This is a genomic window from Alginatibacterium sediminis, from assembly GCF_003610775.1.
GTDB classification, from domain to species: domain Bacteria; phylum Pseudomonadota; class Gammaproteobacteria; order Enterobacterales; family Celerinatantimonadaceae; genus Alginatibacterium; species Alginatibacterium sediminis.
Genome location: NZ_RAQO01000005.1, coordinates 438,269 through 457,572 on the forward strand (window position 1 = coordinate 438,269; position 19,304 = coordinate 457,572).

At 43.4% G+C, this 19,304-nt stretch carries 23 protein-coding genes; 13 read left to right on the plus strand and 10 right to left on the minus strand.

Features of this window, described 5'->3' with window-relative positions:
- Window positions 1-16 precede the first annotated feature (16 nt).
- On the plus strand, window positions 17-913 hold the full coding sequence (locus DBZ36_RS10410) for a cation transporter (RefSeq protein ID WP_120354876.1): 897 nt from the start codon (window positions 17-19) through the stop codon (window positions 911-913).
- Window positions 914-1,006: 93 nt separating this feature from the next.
- Window positions 1,007-1,549 (plus strand): YaeQ family protein, encoded by a 543-nt coding sequence (locus DBZ36_RS10415; RefSeq protein WP_120354877.1) that lies wholly within the window; start codon window positions 1,007-1,009, stop codon window positions 1,547-1,549.
- Window positions 1,550-1,560: 11 nt separating this feature from the next.
- Here DBZ36_RS10415 and DBZ36_RS10420 read toward each other — a convergent pair whose 3' ends face one another.
- Entirely contained in the window at window positions 1,561-2,472 is a 912-nt protein-coding gene (locus DBZ36_RS10420; RefSeq protein ID WP_158589073.1) for a LysR family transcriptional regulator, read from the minus strand.
- A gap of 184 nt (window positions 2,473-2,656) precedes the next feature.
- Here DBZ36_RS10420 and DBZ36_RS10425 point away from each other — a divergent pair, with 184 nt between their 5' ends.
- From DBZ36_RS10425 to DBZ36_RS10450, 6 genes are all read left to right on the plus strand, one after another.
- Window positions 2,657-3,796: a carcinine hydrolase/isopenicillin-N N-acyltransferase family protein gene (locus DBZ36_RS10425; RefSeq protein WP_147395015.1), complete on the plus strand. Its 1,140-nt coding sequence runs from the start codon at window positions 2,657-2,659 to the stop codon at window positions 3,794-3,796.
- A 119-nt stretch (window positions 3,797-3,915) separates the two neighbouring features.
- Window positions 3,916-4,209 (plus strand): hypothetical protein, encoded by a 294-nt coding sequence (locus DBZ36_RS10430; protein ID WP_120354880.1) that lies wholly within the window; start codon window positions 3,916-3,918, stop codon window positions 4,207-4,209.
- A 114-nt stretch (window positions 4,210-4,323) separates the two neighbouring features.
- On the plus strand, window positions 4,324-5,154 hold the full coding sequence (locus DBZ36_RS10435; protein WP_120354881.1) for a mechanosensitive ion channel family protein: 831 nt from the start codon (window positions 4,324-4,326) through the stop codon (window positions 5,152-5,154).
- A gap of 223 nt (window positions 5,155-5,377) precedes the next feature.
- Window positions 5,378-5,761, plus strand: a complete 384-nt coding sequence (locus DBZ36_RS10440; protein WP_120354882.1) for a VOC family protein — start codon at window positions 5,378-5,380, stop codon at window positions 5,759-5,761.
- A gap of 35 nt (window positions 5,762-5,796) precedes the next feature.
- The gene (locus tag DBZ36_RS10445) at window positions 5,797-6,471 is read left to right on the plus strand and encodes a helix-turn-helix transcriptional regulator (RefSeq protein ID WP_120354883.1); all 675 of its coding nucleotides are present in this window, start codon (window positions 5,797-5,799) and stop codon (window positions 6,469-6,471) included.
- 297 nt (window positions 6,472-6,768) lie between these two features.
- Window positions 6,769-6,975 (plus strand): cold-shock protein, encoded by a 207-nt coding sequence (locus DBZ36_RS10450; protein ID WP_120354884.1) that lies wholly within the window; start codon window positions 6,769-6,771, stop codon window positions 6,973-6,975.
- Window positions 6,976-7,053: 78 nt separating this feature from the next.
- On the opposite strand, the gene DBZ36_RS10455 is transcribed toward DBZ36_RS10450, so the two are convergent.
- Window positions 7,054-8,031: an alpha/beta hydrolase gene (locus tag DBZ36_RS10455; RefSeq protein WP_120354885.1), complete on the minus strand. Its 978-nt coding sequence runs from the start codon at window positions 8,029-8,031 to the stop codon at window positions 7,054-7,056.
- Between the two features lie 218 nt (window positions 8,032-8,249).
- Here DBZ36_RS10455 and DBZ36_RS10460 point away from each other — a divergent pair, with 218 nt between their 5' ends.
- A complete protein-coding gene (locus DBZ36_RS10460) occupies window positions 8,250-8,780 on the plus strand; it encodes an NADPH-dependent FMN reductase (protein WP_120354886.1) in 531 nt (176 codons plus the stop codon).
- 4 nt (window positions 8,781-8,784) lie between these two features.
- A complete protein-coding gene (locus DBZ36_RS10465) occupies window positions 8,785-9,282 on the plus strand; it encodes a GNAT family N-acetyltransferase (RefSeq protein WP_120354887.1) in 498 nt (165 codons plus the stop codon).
- On the opposite strand, the gene DBZ36_RS10470 is transcribed toward DBZ36_RS10465, so the two are convergent.
- From DBZ36_RS10470 to DBZ36_RS10490, 5 genes are all read right to left on the minus strand, one after another.
- A complete protein-coding gene (locus DBZ36_RS10470) occupies window positions 9,266-10,657 on the minus strand; it encodes a HAMP domain-containing sensor histidine kinase (protein ID WP_158589074.1) in 1,392 nt (463 codons plus the stop codon). The genes DBZ36_RS10465 and DBZ36_RS10470 overlap by 17 nt on opposite strands.
- Window positions 10,587-11,267 (minus strand): response regulator transcription factor, encoded by a 681-nt coding sequence (locus tag DBZ36_RS10475; RefSeq protein WP_120354889.1) that lies wholly within the window; start codon window positions 11,265-11,267, stop codon window positions 10,587-10,589. The genes DBZ36_RS10470 and DBZ36_RS10475 overlap by 71 nt, the downstream gene beginning before the upstream one ends.
- Before the next feature lie 9 nt (window positions 11,268-11,276).
- Window positions 11,277-11,834 (minus strand): PepSY domain-containing protein, encoded by a 558-nt coding sequence (locus DBZ36_RS10480; RefSeq protein WP_120354890.1) that lies wholly within the window; start codon window positions 11,832-11,834, stop codon window positions 11,277-11,279.
- A 264-nt stretch (window positions 11,835-12,098) separates the two neighbouring features.
- Window positions 12,099-13,313 (minus strand): multidrug effflux MFS transporter, encoded by a 1,215-nt coding sequence (locus tag DBZ36_RS10485; RefSeq protein ID WP_120354891.1) that lies wholly within the window; start codon window positions 13,311-13,313, stop codon window positions 12,099-12,101.
- An 80-nt stretch (window positions 13,314-13,393) separates the two neighbouring features.
- The gene (locus DBZ36_RS10490; protein ID WP_199711828.1) at window positions 13,394-13,819 is read right to left on the minus strand and encodes a MarR family winged helix-turn-helix transcriptional regulator; all 426 of its coding nucleotides are present in this window, start codon (window positions 13,817-13,819) and stop codon (window positions 13,394-13,396) included.
- A gap of 361 nt (window positions 13,820-14,180) precedes the next feature.
- Here DBZ36_RS10490 and DBZ36_RS10495 point away from each other — a divergent pair, with 361 nt between their 5' ends.
- Window positions 14,181-14,561, plus strand: a complete 381-nt coding sequence (locus tag DBZ36_RS10495) for a hypothetical protein (protein ID WP_120354892.1) — start codon at window positions 14,181-14,183, stop codon at window positions 14,559-14,561.
- A gap of 5 nt (window positions 14,562-14,566) precedes the next feature.
- On the opposite strand, the gene DBZ36_RS10500 is transcribed toward DBZ36_RS10495, so the two are convergent.
- Complete coding sequence (locus DBZ36_RS10500) at window positions 14,567-14,995, minus strand: RNA-binding S4 domain-containing protein (protein WP_120354893.1); 429 nt, start codon at window positions 14,993-14,995, stop codon at window positions 14,567-14,569.
- Window positions 14,996-15,091: 96 nt separating this feature from the next.
- Between DBZ36_RS10500 and DBZ36_RS10505 the strand changes: the two genes are divergently transcribed.
- Window positions 15,092-15,874 (plus strand): Zn-ribbon-containing protein, encoded by a 783-nt coding sequence (locus DBZ36_RS10505; protein ID WP_158589075.1) that lies wholly within the window; start codon window positions 15,092-15,094, stop codon window positions 15,872-15,874.
- On the opposite strand, the gene DBZ36_RS10510 is transcribed toward DBZ36_RS10505, so the two are convergent.
- Complete coding sequence (locus DBZ36_RS10510; RefSeq protein WP_120354895.1) at window positions 15,867-17,660, minus strand: AMP-dependent synthetase/ligase; 1,794 nt, start codon at window positions 17,658-17,660, stop codon at window positions 15,867-15,869. The two genes, DBZ36_RS10505 and DBZ36_RS10510, sit on opposite strands and share 8 nt — an antisense overlap.
- A 272-nt stretch (window positions 17,661-17,932) precedes the next feature.
- On the opposite strand from DBZ36_RS10510, the gene DBZ36_RS10515 reads away from it, so the two are divergent.
- A complete protein-coding gene (locus tag DBZ36_RS10515; RefSeq protein ID WP_120354896.1) occupies window positions 17,933-18,202 on the plus strand; it encodes a CBU_0592 family membrane protein in 270 nt (89 codons plus the stop codon).
- Between the two features lie 84 nt (window positions 18,203-18,286).
- On the opposite strand, the gene DBZ36_RS10520 is transcribed toward DBZ36_RS10515, so the two are convergent.
- Complete coding sequence (locus tag DBZ36_RS10520; RefSeq protein WP_120354897.1) at window positions 18,287-19,195, minus strand: hypothetical protein; 909 nt, start codon at window positions 19,193-19,195, stop codon at window positions 18,287-18,289.
- Window positions 19,196-19,304 lie beyond the last annotated feature (109 nt).

Sequence of the window (19,304 nt, forward strand, 5' to 3'; positions counted from 1 at the left end):
TGCAAGGATAGTAATAATGAACATCGAACGTAAAACATTGCTGATTTCAGCTTCATTAGCATTTGTACTGGCTCTGTGGGGCATATCGATGGCGTTGTACACGGGGTCTGGAGTTATTATGCTTGATGGCGCTTACAACTTGCTTTCATCAGTGATGGCCATTTTAGGTTTACGCATAGCAATGCTCACCAGCGAGCCCTATAACAAGCGCTATCCCATGGGTTATTTTGCATTCGAACCACTGTTGGTGGTGGTGAAAGGGATAAGCATTTTGCTTTTGGTTGTATTCGCCATTAGTTCTAATATTCAAACCTTATTAGATGGTGGACGTGAACCCCAAGTTGGCTTGATGCTGATTTATGTGGTCCCTGCGGTCATATGCTGTGTTCTGGCTTGGTTCTTTTGTCAGCGTGCTTTTGAGCAAAAACCTTCATCAATTCTTAATGCTGAAAAACAAGGCTGGTTACTAAACGCAATCATCACCGGCAGTATTGGCGTGGCATTGGTATTAGTCATGGGCATTCAAGAAACCGCATTTGGTTGGGTCGCTCGTTATGTTGACCAAGTATTAGTGATTGTTTTCTCTATTCTATTTTTACGAGACCCCTACCTATTAGTTAAAAACGGTATGAAGGAAATTAGCTTAAGTTCACCTGATACTGAGCTAACTCAAGATGTTACTCATGCCTTAAAAAACCAGGTTTCCCATGCTGAATTTGAAGTCACCCAAACCCTAGTGATGAAAATGGGCCGTCGCTGGTGGGTCACGGTTGAGGTACGCAGCATAGAGCCGCACATGTCTGTTAAAAGCTATGAAGCGTTTCGCCAAGAGTTACGGGCAATGGTTAGCACCTATTACGATGATCATTTTACCGACGTGATTTTGCTCGACCTTGATAGTGATACAGCGTAGTAATTTCGGTTAAGGCTAGTATTTGACGCTTGTTACTGTATAAAACAATCAGCAATCATCGAATACCTTCGAATTACTAGAATAGAGGCGAATGTGGCTTTAAAACCAACGATTTACAAAATGCGGGTGGCTTTATCAGATCTTGAGCGTAACTATTACGATGCGCTTAACTTGACCGTGGCTCAACATCCCTCTGAAACCCTTGAACGAATGATGGCGCGTATGCTTGCGTATTGCATACACGCGCAGGAAAATTTGGAGTTTACTAAGGGACTTAGTGCTATTGAAGAGCCAGATATTTGGGCTCGTGAACTTGATGAAAGCATTTCTCTTTGGATAGAAGTTGGTGAACCAAACGTAGATAAAATAAAGAAAGCCAGCCGAATAGCTAAGCAAGTTGTTGTCTACACGTTTAATAGTAAGTCCAATGTGTGGTGGCAACAAGAGCAAGGAAAAATGGGCTATCTTAAGGCTGAGGTTCGTCAATTTGATTGGTCTTCCATTCAATCTTTGGCGGCTTTAGTTGGTCGAACCATGGAGTTGTCGGTCACAATTACCGGAAACTCTGCTTACATCTCAGTTGCCGAGCATGCGATTGATATTAGTTGGACCACGCTTCAAGAGCTACCATCGTAAGCTAAATACACCTAGATGGATTCAATATAACCAAACCAGTCGCGCAGCGAATCAGTGAGTTGCGCTACAATTTCGGGATAGGGGTAATCTAAACGGTAATACAGCATCAACTGAATGCTTTGATCTACTTCTTCTTTGTGCAAATCTAGAGCCACAACTTCCCCCGCTGTGATCGACGAATGCGCGATGTATTCCGGCAGTAATGCGACCCCTAAATTTTGTTTTACTAGCGCAACTACCGTTGACAGATCGCTGCATTCTAGAACTTCAATGCTGTTAAACAGCGCGCTTTGATACGGTTGCGTTTTTGCATAAGGCGAGGACCAAATTGCGCATTGTCCTAGCAGCATATCAGTGCTTACCTTCGATTGATTTGCCAATGGATTGCTTGGATGCGCAATTAAGCGCACGTTTTCGTTTCCTACTAATACCCCTCCAACATTTGGGTAAAGGGAGTCACTGATAATTCCAAGTGCGAAATCAACATGCTGCTCATCTAGTGCGTTTTGCACATTGCTCAAGTCAACATTGCGCAGTGCAATTTGAAGGTTCGGCGAATTGACTTTGAGGTCGCTTATCACTTGAGCCACTCCGTTAATACTTACTAGCTCGCTAAAACTCATGGTGAGGGATAAAGGGGCTGCCTTATCATGAATAGACAGAGCGAGGTGCTCAAACTTTTTTAGGTAGTCGATAGCAATGATAGCTTTAGGTAACAATAAGGCCCCTTTCTCACTTAATACCACAACTAAGCCGTTGCTTTGGCGCTCAAACAGTTGGTAATCCAAATGCTGTTCAAATTCATTGATCCAGCGACTCACCGTTGAAGCCGACTTGCCTAGCCGTTTCGCGGCTTTGTTAAAGGTACCGCTTTGCGCCGCCGCAACAAAGCACTCTAAATAGTGACTATTGATTCCTAGCATTTGCCTTACCTTTTTGATGTTTGCCCTAAGCTTGCGATTAACCATTTCATAATTGGGCCATTTGGTCCTATAAGCATATCGAATTTGGTGAGATTATACAGCTGAAGTCAATATTAAATCATTTGAACCATAGCTTGGATGCAATTTGGTTCTACAAAACAACGAAAGAAATGAGGCAAACCAAATGAAAAAAGCATTAATAGCACTAGCCGTAATCACAGCTGCAACATCAATTGCATCCGCAGAACATTTAGCGGGGGATGTTTTAGATTACTACCATGCTGAGCGTGAAGCAGTACAAAATGGCGCAATTGTGATTGACCTCAGTGGGCAGGGAATGGAAGCAATTGCCCAACAGCTTGCATCGCTGCCTCGCGGCGAAGCAGAAGAAGCGGTGTTACAAATTGCTAAAAATGCGGTTGAGAATAACCGAAAAGTAGCGCCCGAGTATGTCGAAATCATGGAGCGTCAAGCGCAGATAAAAGGGGTTCCGGTTTATCAACTATTTGCCTCGATTGCCCAAGCTGACTGGGACATAAACAAAAACTTTATACAAGCCGAAGACACCGCAGCATTAACTAGCGCAGTGGAATCAATTAGAGGTTGTACAACCTTAGCTTTCGCTGAAACCGGAATTGTAGGCTTGAACAATGATATGGGTATTGGCTTTCTACATGAAGGTGATACTTCTGTGATTAAAACCGATGACACAATTTTTCTGGCAACCGATGGCGGTCATTTTCAGGGCATGGGAAGGCATACCGCAGCAGTTCTTAACTTTATGGGCGACCCAAGTGGTCCCGCTGCCACTGTCGATACATCGAATGTGATAACCACTGACGCCGCTTTTGCTGCAATTACTTCTTCAGCAAGTGTTGAAGAAGCCTTTAACAAGCTAAAAGATTTCACGACCCATGTCGCCCTGAATTTCACTGTAGCTGATGACTCAGGAGATCATGGTTCAATAGAGATGACAACTAACGGAACTCGGATTGTGCGCGGTGATGGTGGGATTGCCCATGCCAATCATAATGCTGAAATGCGCGCCGAGTTTTTATCTCACACGCCGCTGCGTGAAGCTAATGCTACCTTTGCCGATACCTTTGCTCGCGAGGATGCTGGTAACGCATTTATTAGTTACGCCAAAGAGCGAGATGTGAATGCAATGCAATACATTCTTTCGCAGCGCCCAATCAATATGGCTAAGTACGATTCAGACTTTGTCACCGTTGAATCCGTGGTGTTTGACACTAAAAATGGCTGCGCATACGTAGCTGGCGACAATCCGCGTTTCTCAGACTACACCCAAGTTTGCTTTGACTAGTTTGGTTCAATGATATCGATAAATCACTTCGCTAGTACCAAACGTTTAGCTTTGGAATAGCACATCTACTCGAGGCTGTGATAAGCACTGCCTCACATCTAATACTTTTAGGAATAAAAATGAAAAAGATTATCCTTGTTCTAAGCATGTTACTCGCAAATGTAGCGTGGGCAGACAACTTTTGCCCTACCGGGCAAGTACTTACCGAAGATGGATGTAAGGGCTTAATTGAACAGCCGCAAGCAAAAGCTGCTTTGGCAAATGACCCTCGTTTAACTGACCCACGTTGTTTCGACGATGGTGAATTTGAACCTTTTGATGATGACTGTACACGTGTCTACCCGGAGTTAACTCAGAAAAGGCCATTCCCAGCCCATTTTGACGACGACCGTTATGAAACTTGGGATGACTAGGTATCAGTAATAGTTAGCGTTTATCTAGAGAACGATTTTAAAGGAGAAGCTTACAAGTGATGGCTATGCTGGTATAGACTAACTAGTTAAAAGCAAATTACGCAAGGAAGCGAGATGATTGAACAAGAAATAGCGCAGCTTGAGTCGGTATACCAAATCATTATTGATTTTTTAGTACGCTACAGTTTTCAGCTGGTCGCAGCAGTACTGATTCTATTTCTAGGGCTTTGGTTTGCCAGTCGCATGGGTAAACTCGTTTACCGACTTTTAGAGTCCAAATCCCTTGATATCACATTAGCCAACTTTATCGGTAATGTGGTTAAAGTGCTGCTGATCGCTATGACAGTCATTATTTGCCTCGGTAAATTAGGGATTAGCATCACTCCCTTTGTTGCTGCTTTAGGTGCCATATCTCTGGGTGCGGGTTTAGCTATCCAAGGTACGCTTTCTAACTATGGAGCGGGCTTGGCAATTATTCTTACCCGTCCATTTGTGCTTAAAAACACCTTAAGCGTGCGCGGGTATACTGGCATCGTAGAAGAAATAAACTTAAGCACCACCGTATTGGTCAACGAAGACGGGGAGCGGATTACCATCCCTAACCGTCATATTGTTGGGGAAATCTTAAAAAATACTCAGCAGTTCTCGTTGATTGAAGGCAGTGTCGACATTGCGTATCAAAATGATCCTAAAGCAGCTATTGCGATTATTGAACAATGCTTGGATGCCAATCCCTGTGTGGTTGAAGCACCAAAGCAGCGCGTAGGTATAGAAGCTTTCGCTGACAGTGGGATCCGTCTAAGTTATCGATTCTGGGTAGAAACGCCGCAACTTCACGAGCTTAAATTTGCAGTTAACATGAGTGTCTTTGACGCCCTAAAAGCAGCCGACATCAGCATCCCATATCCGCAGAGCGAGGTTCGATTGCTTAAAGATGAACAATGAGTAAAGTGCCGGCTTATTGTCCAACCATTTTGAGCCTAATTCGATACAGGACCAGCAGTTTTCGAAAATCATGCTTGGTGCATTTTTTTGGTTATAAATTTAATTCAATCATCGATGATCACTACTGACACAATGCTGTCAGTAGCCCCGGAGTAGACTGGTTTGTGAGCGGGCACCATGGGGTGTTTGTTCAGTTAACTAACTAAACTTCGAGGACAGAAAAATGATGGAACAAGCACCTTTAGTATGGTCAGAGTTAGCCGTAAACGATATGTCACGCGCCGTTGAATTTTATCAAAAACATTTTGGGGTTAGCTTTCGCAAAGAAGATATGGCTGACATGGAAATGTCGATACTGGAAACCAAAGACCCTATGGCAGCATCGGTTGCTTTGGTTAAACATGAAATGATGAAGCCGAGTCTTGAAGGCAGTACGGTTTATTTGTATTTAAGTGAGTCTTTAAATAGTTTGGTGGATAAATTAGCAAGCGCCAATGTCCGGATTTTGTTGCCGGCTATGCCCATTAAGGATGGTGAAGTTGGGCATATTGCTATCTTCGAAGATTGCGAAGGCAACAAGGTTGGGCTTTGGTCACCAAACGCGTAGGCTAAAAAGTAGTCGTTACAATGAAAGGATAGTAAATGCGGCGTGCTGACCGTTTGTTTCAGATAGTGCAATTGTTACGCGGACGCCGGCTCACCACTGCATCGGAGTTGGCTCAGCGTCTAGAGGTTAGTACTCGAACTATCTATAGAGATGTTCAAGACTTAAGCCTAAGTGGTATCCCGATTGAGGGGGAGGCGGGTCTTGGGTATATGCTGCGCAAAGAGGTTGATATTCCGCCTTTAATGTTTAATGAGGCCGAGTTAGAAGCACTGCAAGTCGGTATGCGCATGGTACAAGCATTTGGCGGCCATGAATTAGCACATGCCGCAAAGCAGACTTTGATCAAGGTGGAGTCAGTGCTGCCACAACGTCTTAAAGATTTTGAAGCCTTGATGTATGCGCCAGACTTTTACATCAATGACGACGAATTTAGGCACCTTGATCTATTACGTAAAGCCGCTCGTGAACGCGAACTATTGCAACTGCATTATCGTGATGCTGAGCAACTTGTAAGTCAGCGCTGCATACGCCCTCTAGCGATCTATTTCTGGAGAACTTCATGGACACTTCTAGCGTGGTGCCAGTTACGTTGTGCTTTTCGCAATTTTAGGGTTGATAGAATTGAGCATATTCATCCAAATGGTCAACATTTTGAGATAACACCGGGTAAAGAAATTGCTGATTATTTGTGCTATTTGAACAAAGAGTGAGCGCAATAATTATTGCGTTTTGGTCTCTTTTTTAGTGATTAATGATGTAAATGGCGTTGAAAACATTGAGTTTTTGCTTTTTTAATTATTCCCATTAAGTCTGTAGTGAAATACTATTGACAAGACTAAGCGTAGCGTTTAAAGTGCCCGCAGCTAGAAAGAAAGTCTTGTGTTTGAAATCTCAACATGTATTTAGTAAGTAAATGCTCGTCCTGAAGTTTCTAAGTGTTAGTCTGTTCTTCGCTACTCACGCCTCGTTGGAGGCAGTTTAATTAAAATTTTGTTCAGGATATAAATATGTCTACTGTTAAAGGTACTGTTAAGTGGTTCAACGAAGCTAAAGGTTTTGGTTTTATCGAGCAACAGTCTGGTCCAGACGTTTTCGCTCACTTTAGTGCAATCACTGGTGACGGTTTCAAAACTTTGGCTGAAGGTCAGCAAGTTGAGTTCACTGTAACTCAAGGCCAAAAAGGTCCTCAAGCTGAGAACATCGTAGCAGTTTAATTGCCGATGAATAATGCTTAGGCATTATTAAAAAAAATTCTAAAGGCAGCCCTAGTGGCTGCCTTTTTCTTTGCCTTTTTAACTATGAGGATCATCTAAAATCATTGTTCTTCGCTTGGGATCGTTTGGAAATACCCGACCTATCTTTAGCACCGAATATAAGTGTTTGAAAACCACTCCAGCTTGCCCGTGGTTTTTACCATAACGAAAGTAGCTGTGCCCTTTTGGAAAATCGTAGCTATTATTTATGTCGTCGCAGTCAACAGCATAAACATTACTGGGACATAAACTTAGATTCTCTGGCCCACTATGACCTAATCGTCTGGACGCGATTTTGTGTTTTAGGTTGCTTGCTTTACTTGCTCGTAGTGCGAGATCGTCCGAAGCATGATAAACAACTACGTTACGCGAAGCGTGACAAATCAATTCACCAGCTTCTCCCTCTTCTAGTGATTCATTCACAATATCTGCTGCCACAAGAAAACTGTTTCGAAACAGCATGGGTACTCCATTGGGCAGTTCGTAAGTTTTCCAAGCTTGTAAAGTTTGGCGTAATACTCGATTACCCATTGAGTGAGCTAGGATATTGATTCTTTTTAAACAGGGATCTTGATTATCGTCGTCTGAGCCCCGCCAGCTAAGAAACTTATCCAGAACCCGTTCAAAGCTAATAGCGCTGGCGTCGGCAGCTTTTTGGTCGTCCCAGTAATCTTTGATAATGCCGCTGTCATTGTCACAAGGCCAGATTAAAGGCACAACCAGCACTTCGTTCTGGTCTTGGGCATCACATAATTGTTGTAGTTCGTGTGCGGCCTCGAAGATCTGCTCGGGTAGATTAGAAAAACCATGGATATAGAGCAAAATTTGCCGCTTTGATGAGTTTTTAAGTTCGGTAAAGAAAGCCCGATTACCAAGCTCGGTGTTTTCGTTGTCCGAAAGTCGTTTGGCGAAAAAGACTGAAGTACTGACACTATTGTTGTCTAGGTCAAAACTAAATTTCCTGCCGTTGCGGCTGCGAGAGCTTTGTTTGGGTAGGCGATTCGTAATAAATAACATGCTCAGCTCCTAGAGACCCTTTCGAATTGATTAATCAATAACCATTAGTGTAGTTGGCTATAAGCAAAGCGCGAACCTTGATGTTCACTTAGAGGGACTGCTTTAAGTCTAGGTAAAATTGGAATGGCACTTAAAATTTGCATCTATTTCAGTTAACTTGTTTGTAGCTTATCCAAGTTGTTGTTTTTAATAGCCTCAGTCGAAAGGGAATGAAGTCAATGAAAGTGCTCGCATTTGCTGCAAGTGGAAGTCAAAACTCAATCAATCATCAATTGCTACAGTACGTAGCTAGCATAATGACAGCGGATGAGGTGGAGTTGCTACGCTTAAGTGACTATGAATTGCCCTTGTTTACCGCTGAACGTGAGCTAGAACTTGGTCAGCCTGAACTGGCAAAGCAGTTATTTGAGAAAATTGGACATGCTGATGCAGTTATCATTTCATTTGCGGAATACAACGGAAGCTATAGCGCGTTCTATAAAAACACCTTCGATTGGCTTTCACGTATTGATCGGGGTGTGTTCCAAAACAAAGCGATGGTTTTGCTTTCAGCATCACCAGGGCCTGGTGGTGCTAAGACCGTTCTCAATAGCGCACTAAAGTCTATGCCGCATTTTTCGGCAGATGTAAAAGCCAGTCTATCAATTGGCAAATTCACGCAAGTATTCGATGCTCACAGTCAATCTATAGTAGACCCTGAAGTAAACGCTCAACTCCTGTCAGCTCTGGCTCAATTATCGAATGGGTAGCACCATGAAGACACCCCAGCACGTAGAAATTCGTTTAATTAAAGCTGAGGATGATATGGCGATTAAGCGGATCATCGAACAAGTCGGTCGAGAGTTTGGTGCGATAGGCGAGGGCTTTGGACCATCAGATGCCGAAGTAAGCAGTATGAGCCAGCACTATAGCGAACTCTCCGGTTACGCCTATTACGTCGCTACTGTTGAGGGACAAGTTGTCGGAGGGGCAGGGATTGCACCGATGGACGCCGTAACGCAAACCTGTGAGCTGCGTAAATTGTTTGTGTTGCCTAATGCCCGAGGGCTATCAATAGGGCGTAAACTGAGTGAAGCGTGTATCGAGTTTGCTAAAAGTGCTAACTACCAACAGTGCTATTTGGATACTTTATCGAGTATGCAGGCTGCGATAGCACTCTATAAGAAGCTAGGCTTTACCCAGCTCAAAGCGCCATTAGCAGCCAGTGAACATAATGGCTGTGATGTGTGGATGCTCAAAGACTTACTCTAACTTCTAGTCCGGGCTCCGCTGATATGAGTTCAATCTGCATTTGGTGGTTATCCAAAATTGCCTTCACCAGGGCCAAACCCAAGCCGTGTCCTGGTGAGCTGCGGCTCGATTCCATGCGGTAGAGTCGACGAAACACTTTATTATGCTCACTTTTGGGGATGCCTGGGCCATTATCTATAATCCTAAAATCTTGCGCATTGATGACCACGTCAATCCTTGCGTTTGCTCCTGCGTATTTGATCGCGTTCTCTACCAGGTTGTAGACCGCACGAAACAGTAATCGACGATCGGCGTTCACCATGACTTGTTCATTGGTCATTAGATGAAGATTTTGTTGTTGCTCTTCTGCCAGTGGCTGGGCTAAGTCACAGGCGTCTTCAATAATTTGGTTTAAGGATATCGATTCTTTTGCTTGTCCAAGGGTTCCACTTTCTAGTTTTGATAGTTCCAGGATAGAGCTAAAGGTCGACAATATCTCGTCCAACTCTTCAATCATAATCCCAAGCTCATCGCTTGAAAGCTGCTGATTTTCAGCTTGGATGTATGCTTGTTCTAGCCGTAATCGTAGCCGTGCTAAGGGCGTGCGTAAGTCATGAGCAATAGCATCGCTATTATTAACGATCATTTCTAAAGAATTCTGAAGTCTGTCTAGCATCTGATTGATGTTGCTACCCAGTAGGTCGAATTCATCATTATTGCTCGAAGGCGGAACTCGTAAGGACATTTTTCCATGACTAACTTGCTGGGCAACAGCATTTATTGATTGGATTCGGCGTAACACTTGGGCAGAGAACCACCATCCAGCGATTAAAGCGAAACTAAAGGAAATGAGCAACGCGATAGCTGCTGAAGATATAAACTGGTCTTTAAGTTGACGTAAGCTGGTGTCGTCGGTTGCAATGAGCAACTCTTGACCCTGAGACAAGCCAATTTGGCAGCCCGATACTAGTTGTAGTTCTTCGTAGCGCTGGGACCAAATTGGGAAAAGGTTTCGGCTAGGACATTGGCGTATGCCCTTTGGCCAAGACTGCAAACGACCATAAATCTGACCGTTTATTCTAGCGACCATTAAGAATTGGCGATTTTCTTGTGCCTGTGGAATAAATTGTTCTAAAAAAGCATCGGGGTCAAGTTGATCAGCCAAAGCCTGCTGCTGCTCGATTAGCTGAGAGAATTGCTGCTCTTGGCTGCGTTGCATTTGTCCAACACTTCGGTCGTAGAGAACACCAATTAGAATACTGACAATGATCAGCATTAGCGCGCAAAAGCTAGCTGTCATTCTCCAAATTGAGTTAGCTTTGTAGTTACGCGTCCACCAAGCGGTAACCGCTGCCACGAATCGTTTGTAAAATGGCTGCCTGTCCTTGCGCTTCAAATTTTTTCCTTAGTCGGGCGATATGCACATCAATGACATTGGTTTGAGGGTCAAAATCATAGTCCCATACCGCTTCAAACAACAGTGTTCGGGTAACAACTTGACCTTTATGCTCCATTAAATAACGAAGTAGCTTAAATTCTTTGGGCTGTAAGCTTAACAGTTGCCCACTACAGCGAACTTGATGACTTAATAAGTCCATGTGTAGCTCGCCGGCTTGAAGGGAAGTATCGCTGCTGCTTTGAGCATGACTTTGACGTTTACTCAAAATCTGTACGCGAACCAATAACTCAGACAGGGCAAATGGTTTAACCAAATAGTCATCCCCACCTTCACGAAGCCCTTTAACTCTATCATCAACACTATCAAGTGCACTAAGGATAAGCACGCTGGTTGTTTTTCCAGCGCTGCGTAGGGTGCTTAGAACACTTAGCCCATCGAGTTTGGGTAACATTCGATCAAGTAATATAACCTGATAATCATGCTCTAAAGCTAAAAACAATCCATCTTGACCATTATCGGCAGTATCAACTTGATATTGTTGTTCCTGCAGCGCACGCTGCAGGAATTCACGGGTGGTATTGTCGTCCTCGATTACTAGAACTCGCATGTTTTCTTCTTAATCGTGTCGGGTCATTGGAATTTGTTGACCACTGGCTACATCAACAATCATTTTACGTTTACCGCTTTGTGTCATCAGCTCAAATTGATAATAGGTGATACCTTTTTCATTTTCGAGTTCAAACTCATGTACTTTACCTTGAAGGCTGCTTTCGAGTTCCGCTAAGGTTTCGCTAAGAGAGAACTCTGAGTCTTGCAGTGCAGCAAGCGCTTGGCGTTCGTCGTCGTCAAGCTTGTTGACACCGAGTATCTTTAAGCTCTTAGTTTGAGTTTTCAGAACTTCGCCGTTTTCTAAGCTAATGTACAGTTTTTGTTCTTGTTCGGCGTTGATATCAATTACTTTTATTTCATAGACGCCTTGGCCTTTGTGCTCATCAAGCTCTAGTTCAATAATTTGGCCCGGATAATTACTATTAACCTGTTTGATCGCTTGCTCAATACTGAACTGTGCTTGGTTAAGAACCAATGCCGAGATGGCGTCATCTTCGTCAGCGAAGCTTGCTGTGCTGCTGATTAATAGGGCTATGCTGGCGACTACTTTTTTACTTAGTTTCATTTTTGTTACCTGATTAGTGAATACATGCTCAGATTAAAGCAGTAGCCCTAAACACAAGATTGCCACAACATTAAACTTTGTTCATATTATACCAACCCTACTAAATATTGATGCAGCTTAGCTGACTACTATTACTTATCCCTGCGTCAACAATGGTGTCATTAGGTCAACTAGTAACTGCGATCTTTTATCTTGATCTAAGCAATTATATATACGACTAATGAAGACCCACTAATCAGTAGTAGTGGTCTTAAAAACTAATCCCTATGTTGCTTGCACTGACTGCGGCAATTTGTCGACAACGTAAGAACGGCTCCTTACATACCACCACGAAACACCGCCGATCATACCAATTGTAAACTGAATGGTCCCTAAGTTCTCTATCAGTGATTCGGGTCTTAGAGACACTAAGATCATGCCAATTGAGCCACACATTGTACCTAGGAACTGAATGATAGCGACTGCCGAACCCGTATCCTTATCTTGTTGATTTAGCATAAGGTTTGTACCCGGCACTCGGGTCGCGATCACCGTCAATGTCGCGGGCGCTGCTATGAGTGCGAAAATCCAAGGGGATAAATGACCAATGGTAAAGGTTAAAACGCCACATATACAAAGTAGGGCAAAACATAATGAAATAATTGATTGAATGGCGATACGTTTAGATAGCTGCAGATAAATACTTGGGCCAAAAGAGGCGAATAGAGCATTGAAGGCAAAGGCGTAGCTAAATTGTTGCTCGGTAAGTCCGAAACCATCGATGTAAATGTATGAGCCCGCACCCAGGAAGGCCATGAGTGCCATTGGCGCAATTGAAAATATACCAAGCAAAGACACAAAGTTTGGGTTTTTGATAACCACACCTAAACGAGCCCAAGACTGCAGCATAGTCCCGCTGCTGCGGACTTCTAAAGTCTCTTGATAGCACAACGCAAATATGGCTGAACTAGCTCCAAATATAGCTAAAGCTACAAACATCATTGGCCATGCTGCTACTTTTAGTAGCAAAGCACCGACCACCGGTGCAATCATTGGTGCGATAATTACGAGTGACATAATGGTCGCCATGATTTTCTCACGCTCTCGGCCATCATAAAGATCTTTTACGATGGCAGTGGCAACCACAGTTACCGCACTGCCGCCAAAAGCTTGTATGACGCGTGAACCAATTAGCATTTCGATGCTGCCGGAAAAAGCACATAACAAACTAGCCAACACATAAATGGCGATGCCAATCAACATAATTGGCTTTCGACCATATTTGTCACTTAAGGGGCCCCAAAAGAGCAAGCCAAAGGCATAAATGACGAAATAGACACTTAGAGTCATGTTGACCATGGTTTGATTGGTATTAAAGACTTCAACCATTTGAGGAAGTGCAGGGAGATATAAATCCGTTGTCAGAGGCGGGAATGCACTGATAACTACCAAGAAAATGAGGGTTCCAGTACTACCTAAAATATGCTGTGCTTGTTTCAATTCATGATTCCTAAAAATGCTTTACGCCGCAGGCGTGAATATACTTTTTGATTGAGGGAATAGCTGGGCCAGTCTTTCGATTAACCAAGGTTTTTACTTACTCTATCGAGTAATAATTGTAAGGACTGAGATTCGCTTTGAGTAAAGCCTTGTAGCATGTCGGTGAGAATTTCCATTTCAACGTCATCAAGTCGTTGTAGTAGCGTTTTACCTTTGGCGCTGAGCTCTAACAAGACTGCTCGTTTGTCTGCTGGGTTCTCTTGTTTAATAATTAAGTCTTGCGCAAGCAAGCGCGCCACTATTCGAGCAATTTGAGCTTTATCTTTATTCATCGATTCAACTAACATTTGTTGAGAGCTAGCACCCGTTTCTAATATGTAACTCATCGCAATGTGTTCTAAGGGTGAGAACTCCACTTGCTGACGCTTCACTTCAGCAATCATCTTGCTTCGAATGTTCATATGAATAGCGCGTAGCGCGTGATTTATACTGCGATAGTTATTCACGATAATCTCCGAACTCAAGTCTGGGGCGGCTTGAAGGCTACTTATCAGTGGAGCCTTTATTATTAGTTGATCTAATCAACAAATATAAGCGCATATGTTGACTTAATCAACTAAAAAGTTGCCAGATAGTAACTTAAGTGGATCATTGGCAAGCCTAAGCGTGTGACGGGCTGTAAATCGCGATTGCTATTCGGGAGTCTAGATACCGATTTGGAGTAAAATTTAGGCAACGCAAAAAGCAATTAGGTTCAATTGTTATTCTTTCAACGCGTGTTTTATGCAAGCGGACTTTGATCACAGCTCTTAAGCGACAGTACTTGTATAAAGGGCAGCATGTTGTAAGAGTCTATTGAGAGTAAAAATGCGTCAGCAATATCATTTTAGGAAACAAGAAGGTGATGTCTTTATTTGGGACGTAAACCGTTTGTTGGATCAATACCAATACTTGCCTCAGCGGGCTTGGCGATTAAGTGAAATATCTGAAATTGATGAAAATTATTGGTTTGAACTTGGCGGTGCACAACCAAGCTGCCGAGCAATTAGCGAGCATGCGAAACTGATTAATGAGGCTGACCTAACTTATCCGATATTGCTTTGTAGCGAAGGAAAAATAATCGATGGCATGCACCGTGTGTGTAAAGCCTTGATGCGTGGCGATACGCATATTCAAGTTAAGCAAATCCCTGATAAGCTAGCCCCGCACTTTATCAATATTGAGGCGCAAGACTTAGCTTATGATTAACTTACCTAAAAGCTGATCGGACGCCGTTTTGTAATTGCGCTACGCGGCTGTTCCACTGGTTTATTATCAAGTTTAGATTTGGCGGTTTTGTCCTTGGATTTAGCCTTCGATGCTGGTTTTGCTGGTTTTGCTGGTTTGTTTTTTTTCTGTGCCAGTTGCTCTTTAGGGTCTGCCACCGGCTGCTCACATACAATAAGCAAGTACTCGTCATTAAAACTAACCAAGTCACCATCAAAAACTTTACAGCGCTTACGTTGTTCAAGTTCACCGTTTAGACCAACATAGCCTTCAGCAATGACCATTTTGGCTTCGCCACCACCTCCGACTAAGTTCCCTAGTTTGAGTACTTTATAGAGCTCAATGGGTTGCTCGTCGATAAAAACCTCTTGGGCATCAACGTAAATTTCGTCTTCATCTTGCGGCTGATCTGACATGTGGCTTTCCAATTTATATACTGCGCGGATTATCGGTGTTGGTCAGGGTGCGGTCAAGTGCGCTATGCTATGCCTTTTTGGGCTTGCGAGTCATGCATGTATAGCATTGAGCTAAATTTCGAGTGTTATCAAGACACCACCGTCAGTAAAGCCGATAAAGCGATCAGTGATTATATTGAAGCCCTGCGCGACTGTGGTCTAGTTATAGGTCGAGAATTCCCCTCTCATATGGTCGAGTCGGCCTTTATAACCCGGGCCATGTCGCCACGGGCTGATAGTGTGACGCGAAAAAACTATTCCAAGCTTTGCCTTAAAGCGGTGGATGATTTACACGCTGCTGGCGTACTTGAACCCAAAGTAGCGGTTAAAGGTATCGATTTACATGCCGACCATAGCGACCCTTGCTATGAAGAAGGACAACCTAGCTGGCAAATTGTTTACACTAATTATTTAAGTTCATGCACGCCGTTGCGCTGTGGCGACCATTTTATGCCGATCCCTTTGCAGTTTTTTGAACAAACATTAGGGGCTCGCGATTTTAAGCCATTACTGCAATGGCAGCAAAACTGGATGGCTTTGGATGAACTACAAATGCTTGGCACCGCTTTGGTTGAACCGGCGCGTCGACAAATAAGTGAATTTGATTCGGAGTTGTCCAAGCAGGGGCGCAGCTTAGCCCAGCAAATTGAAAACTTAAGTGGAGTGCCTACTTATTATTACATCTATAGAGGCGGCGGGCAGTCTTTAGCCACTGAGCAAGAACGCCTTTGCCCAAGTTGCGGTGGGCAATGGCGTTTAGCGCACGAGTTGCATGATGTTATCGATTTCAAATGTGATAACTGCAAGCTCGTGAGTAGCTATAGTTGGGACTTTAAATAGTCGCAGGCTTAATGGCGTACATGGCTTTGATTTGCTCTGCGAAACGACCCTCAATCACTTTGCGGCGCAATTTAAGGGTAGGCGTCAGTTCGCCTTGCTTCATGCAAAACTCGCGCGGCAATAAGGTAAACTGCTTCACTTGTTCAAATCGAGCCAAATTACTTTGTACTTGTTTGAGGCGACTTTGCATGAGTGATTTGATCTCGGCATGCTCTAGCAACTCAGCGCGGTCTTTAAACTTCAGCCCGAGTTGATGCGCATGTAGTTCTAAAGCTTCATATGCCGGAACTATTAGCGCTGAAACAAAATGGCGAGCTTCCGCAATAATGGCCACTTGTTCAAATAAAGGTTCACGGATTAACTCGCCCTCAACCCGTTGCGGTGCAATGTACTTGCCCCCCGATGTTTTCATCAGCTCTTTAATGCGCTCGGTCATAACTAGGTTACCTGCAGTATCGAACTCGCCAGCGTCACCCGTATGCAGCCAACCGTCAATAATGCACTGCTCGGTTGCTTCAGGTTTATTGAAGTAACCGCGCATCACGGTATCACCTTTTACCAATATTTCACCCTCGTCATTGAGTTTAACTTCAATGTCATTCATTGGCGCGCCAATACTACCAATACGTATTTTTCCTTCTGGATAACATGAAACCGTTGCTGTGGTTTCTGTCATTCCGTATCCGTAGTTCAGCGGAACCCCAATGCTTTGGAAAAATAAATTTATGTCATCAGCGAGCCGAGCACCAGAACAAGGTAGAATTTTGGCATTCACAAATATAGAACGAAGTTTGCGTAAAACGAGGCGGTCTGCAAGCTGGTACTTTTTCTCTAAAGCAAAGCTCACCGATTGATGCTTATTCATTGCCAAAAAGCGCATTTCGGCAGTTTTAAGGGCCCAGTTAAAAAGCATCTGCTTCGTTTTTGGGGCTGCGGCCACTTTTTGTAAAATAGCACCATGAATTTTCTCGTACAAACGCGGAACGCTGCACATAAGAGTTGGCTTAGTGCGCTCTAATGCTGCTTGGACCTCACTTGGGTCTTCAAGGTAAACGTTACAAGCGCCGCGATACAAAATGTAGTACGTCCACGCCCGTTCAAACACATGACTTAGGGGTAAAAAGCTTAAGGAAGTGTCGGTTTCATCAACACTAAGCCGCTCATCATGCATGCGAAAAGCAGCAGCGAAGTTGTCATGATCTAACATCACACCTTTAGGCTCGCCGGTAGTGCCACTGGTGTAGATCAACGTGGCTAGTTCACTACTATCAAATTGCAGCTGTCGATTTGCGAGTTCAGTACTGGCAATCGATGAGTTCATTTCAAGTAACTCTTGCCAAGCAATAACCGATTTCGCTTCTTGCTCTGTGAGCTGTAAATCGGGATTCAAACAAATAAGGTGCTCAATCACGCCGTTTTGCTGCAACTCTAAGGCAAGTTCAAGTTGCTCGCGGTGGCCGACAAACAAAATGGAACAGCCAGAATCTTGAAGAATATACTGGCTTTGCTCAGCGGTATTCGTTGGGTAAATAGGTACCACGCAACCGCGTGCAGCTAAAATACCTAAATCACTAATTGTCCATTGAGGCAGGTTATTGGACATAATCGCTACGCGTTCGCCGCTTTTGTGCCCCAAATGGATCAAGGCTTGAGCAACTTTTTGCCAAGATTGTTGAAATTGCGTCCATGTAATTGATTGCCAGCTTCCGTGTTGCCAGATTTTGAGTGCTTCTTGCTGAGCTTGCTGCTGTGCACGACGAGTCAAAAGTGCAACTAAATGGTTCATGAACCCATTCCTCTTTAACAAATGCGTAGATATACGCTTATACGAGGGCGCATTTTAGAGTTATTTACTTCAGCTAACAACTGTAAGCTGAAATAAATTCATATTGCCTTCGACATTTGAACTCAGTCTGCTACATTACGCACGCTTTTAACCCTTGGTTAAAGCCACTAACAAGCTGTCTCAAGGAATCATTGAAGTTTGATGTGAGAACGTCCATCCCACGGATAGGGCCAGCAATAGGACGATAACGTTTGCTTGTTAATGAGAAAAAAATGTACGAATTACTTACCGATGTCATCGGTCTTAGCGGTACTGGTTTGGTTGTTGGCGCGTTCATGTTGTTACAACTAGAGCGTTTAGACCCTCGAGGTTTAACCTATAATGTCATGAACTTAAGTGGCGCGATTTTGTTGTTGATTAGTTTATGCATCAACTTCAATTTGGCTAGTTTTGTGATTGAAGTTTTTTGGATTGTAGCGTCGTTAGTAGGGCTGTTTAAATATGCCAAACGCGATGATAAAGTTCAAAAAGCGCTAGCCTAGAAACCACGTTAGTACTGATAAGTAAGCGAGGCGAACTATACTTTGCGTATACCGCCTCGTTTTTTATGCGTTTTATGCTTAAGGCTACAGCCGAGTTGAGTAACACGCTGCTTGCACTTGCCAACCTTCAGATTTTAAACTCATCTCTAACATCACGCTATCGCTTGGGCTATAAAGAAATTGACCCAACCAAATATTAACCCGCTTGTTTTCGAGAACTTGCCATCGACTGACCTGATCACTTGTCATAAACAATCCAAATAAGCTGATCTTGTTACTAGATGAGGGCTGAAGGTTTAACTTGCACGGCAAATCGGCTAGTTTCTCATTGCCATTATAAAAGGTATTGATGATTTGAACTTGATAAGCCAGTTCGATCTCTGAGTTGCCGACTGATAGGGCTGAATTACATACAAGTTCTAAAAAACGTTCAACTAAAGGTCCACCATTTTCGAGGCCTTGTATTTTTAGTGCACTTGCAATATTTGTTTTAACATCAAGTTCGCAACTACAGTGGAGCAGCATTGCTAAAGTGTCTCCATTATATACTTCTATTTTAAATCGACTTTTGTCGCTTATCATTGCAGTTATGTCGTCCACCATGTCATCTTGATCTTCATCTGCCTGAGTGAAATCATGTTCAACCGCTGCAGCTACCTCCGGGAGCTGAAAATCAGTTCTGTTGTCAGTATTTATACCAGTGGATTGATTACTGGTGCTTACATGCTCGGGGGCCGTCAAAGATTGGGTTTCAAACCTAAGTTTATAAGCCCCCAACGTAACATCAATAGAATCGCCCTCACGTATCCAAGAACCGTGGATGGTGTTGTCCACAATATTTAGATACAAGGACTTGTCTTCGATGAAACACAAGGTTTTGGTAGAGCTACCTTCAGGTTGCCAGCACCCTACAATTTTATCACTAGCACCAAAAGTGGATAAATGTATTGAATTGCTGAACGCGAGCGCTAGTAAGCCCCTACATATAGACATTTATATCCTGGTTAATTGAAAGCTGTTTACGCATTAATAAAGAGACCTTCAGAGATTTTCCAGCTTAGCTATCTCGGCTCAAGGACTGCAATGGCAAATCTATCAATAA

Excerpts from the sequence above, each read along its gene's own strand:
- DBZ36_RS10410 (WP_120354876.1), top strand. The coding sequence starts at position 17 with ATGAACATCGAACGTAAAACATTGCTGATTTCAGCTTCATTAGCATTT.
- DBZ36_RS10420 (WP_158589073.1), bottom strand. The coding sequence starts at position 2,472 with ATGCTAGGAATCAATAGTCACTATTTAGAGTGCTTTGTTGCGGCGGCG.
- DBZ36_RS10425 (WP_147395015.1), top strand. The coding sequence starts at position 2,657 with ATGAAAAAAGCATTAATAGCACTAGCCGTAATCACAGCTGCAACATCA.
- DBZ36_RS10430 (WP_120354880.1), top strand. The coding sequence starts at position 3,916 with ATGAAAAAGATTATCCTTGTTCTAAGCATGTTACTCGCAAATGTAGCG.
- DBZ36_RS10435 (WP_120354881.1), top strand. The coding sequence starts at position 4,324 with ATGATTGAACAAGAAATAGCGCAGCTTGAGTCGGTATACCAAATCATT.
- DBZ36_RS10440 (WP_120354882.1), top strand. The coding sequence starts at position 5,378 with ATGATGGAACAAGCACCTTTAGTATGGTCAGAGTTAGCCGTAAACGAT.
- DBZ36_RS10445 (WP_120354883.1), top strand. The coding sequence starts at position 5,797 with ATGCGGCGTGCTGACCGTTTGTTTCAGATAGTGCAATTGTTACGCGGA.
- DBZ36_RS10450 (WP_120354884.1), top strand. The coding sequence starts at position 6,769 with ATGTCTACTGTTAAAGGTACTGTTAAGTGGTTCAACGAAGCTAAAGGT.
- DBZ36_RS10455 (WP_120354885.1), bottom strand. The coding sequence starts at position 8,031 with ATGTTATTTATTACGAATCGCCTACCCAAACAAAGCTCTCGCAGCCGC.
- DBZ36_RS10460 (WP_120354886.1), top strand. The coding sequence starts at position 8,250 with ATGAAAGTGCTCGCATTTGCTGCAAGTGGAAGTCAAAACTCAATCAAT.
- DBZ36_RS10465 (WP_120354887.1), top strand. The coding sequence starts at position 8,785 with ATGAAGACACCCCAGCACGTAGAAATTCGTTTAATTAAAGCTGAGGAT.
- DBZ36_RS10475 (WP_120354889.1), bottom strand. The coding sequence starts at position 11,267 with ATGCGAGTTCTAGTAATCGAGGACGACAATACCACCCGTGAATTCCTG.
- DBZ36_RS10480 (WP_120354890.1), bottom strand. The coding sequence starts at position 11,834 with ATGAAACTAAGTAAAAAAGTAGTCGCCAGCATAGCCCTATTAATCAGC.
- DBZ36_RS10495 (WP_120354892.1), top strand. The coding sequence starts at position 14,181 with ATGCGTCAGCAATATCATTTTAGGAAACAAGAAGGTGATGTCTTTATT.
- DBZ36_RS10500 (WP_120354893.1), bottom strand. The coding sequence starts at position 14,995 with ATGTCAGATCAGCCGCAAGATGAAGACGAAATTTACGTTGATGCCCAA.
- DBZ36_RS10505 (WP_158589075.1), top strand. The coding sequence starts at position 15,092 with ATGTATAGCATTGAGCTAAATTTCGAGTGTTATCAAGACACCACCGTC.
- DBZ36_RS10510 (WP_120354895.1), bottom strand. The coding sequence starts at position 17,660 with ATGAACCATTTAGTTGCACTTTTGACTCGTCGTGCACAGCAGCAAGCT.
- DBZ36_RS10515 (WP_120354896.1), top strand. The coding sequence starts at position 17,933 with ATGTACGAATTACTTACCGATGTCATCGGTCTTAGCGGTACTGGTTTG.
- DBZ36_RS10520 (WP_120354897.1), bottom strand. The coding sequence starts at position 19,195 with ATGTCTATATGTAGGGGCTTACTAGCGCTCGCGTTCAGCAATTCAATA.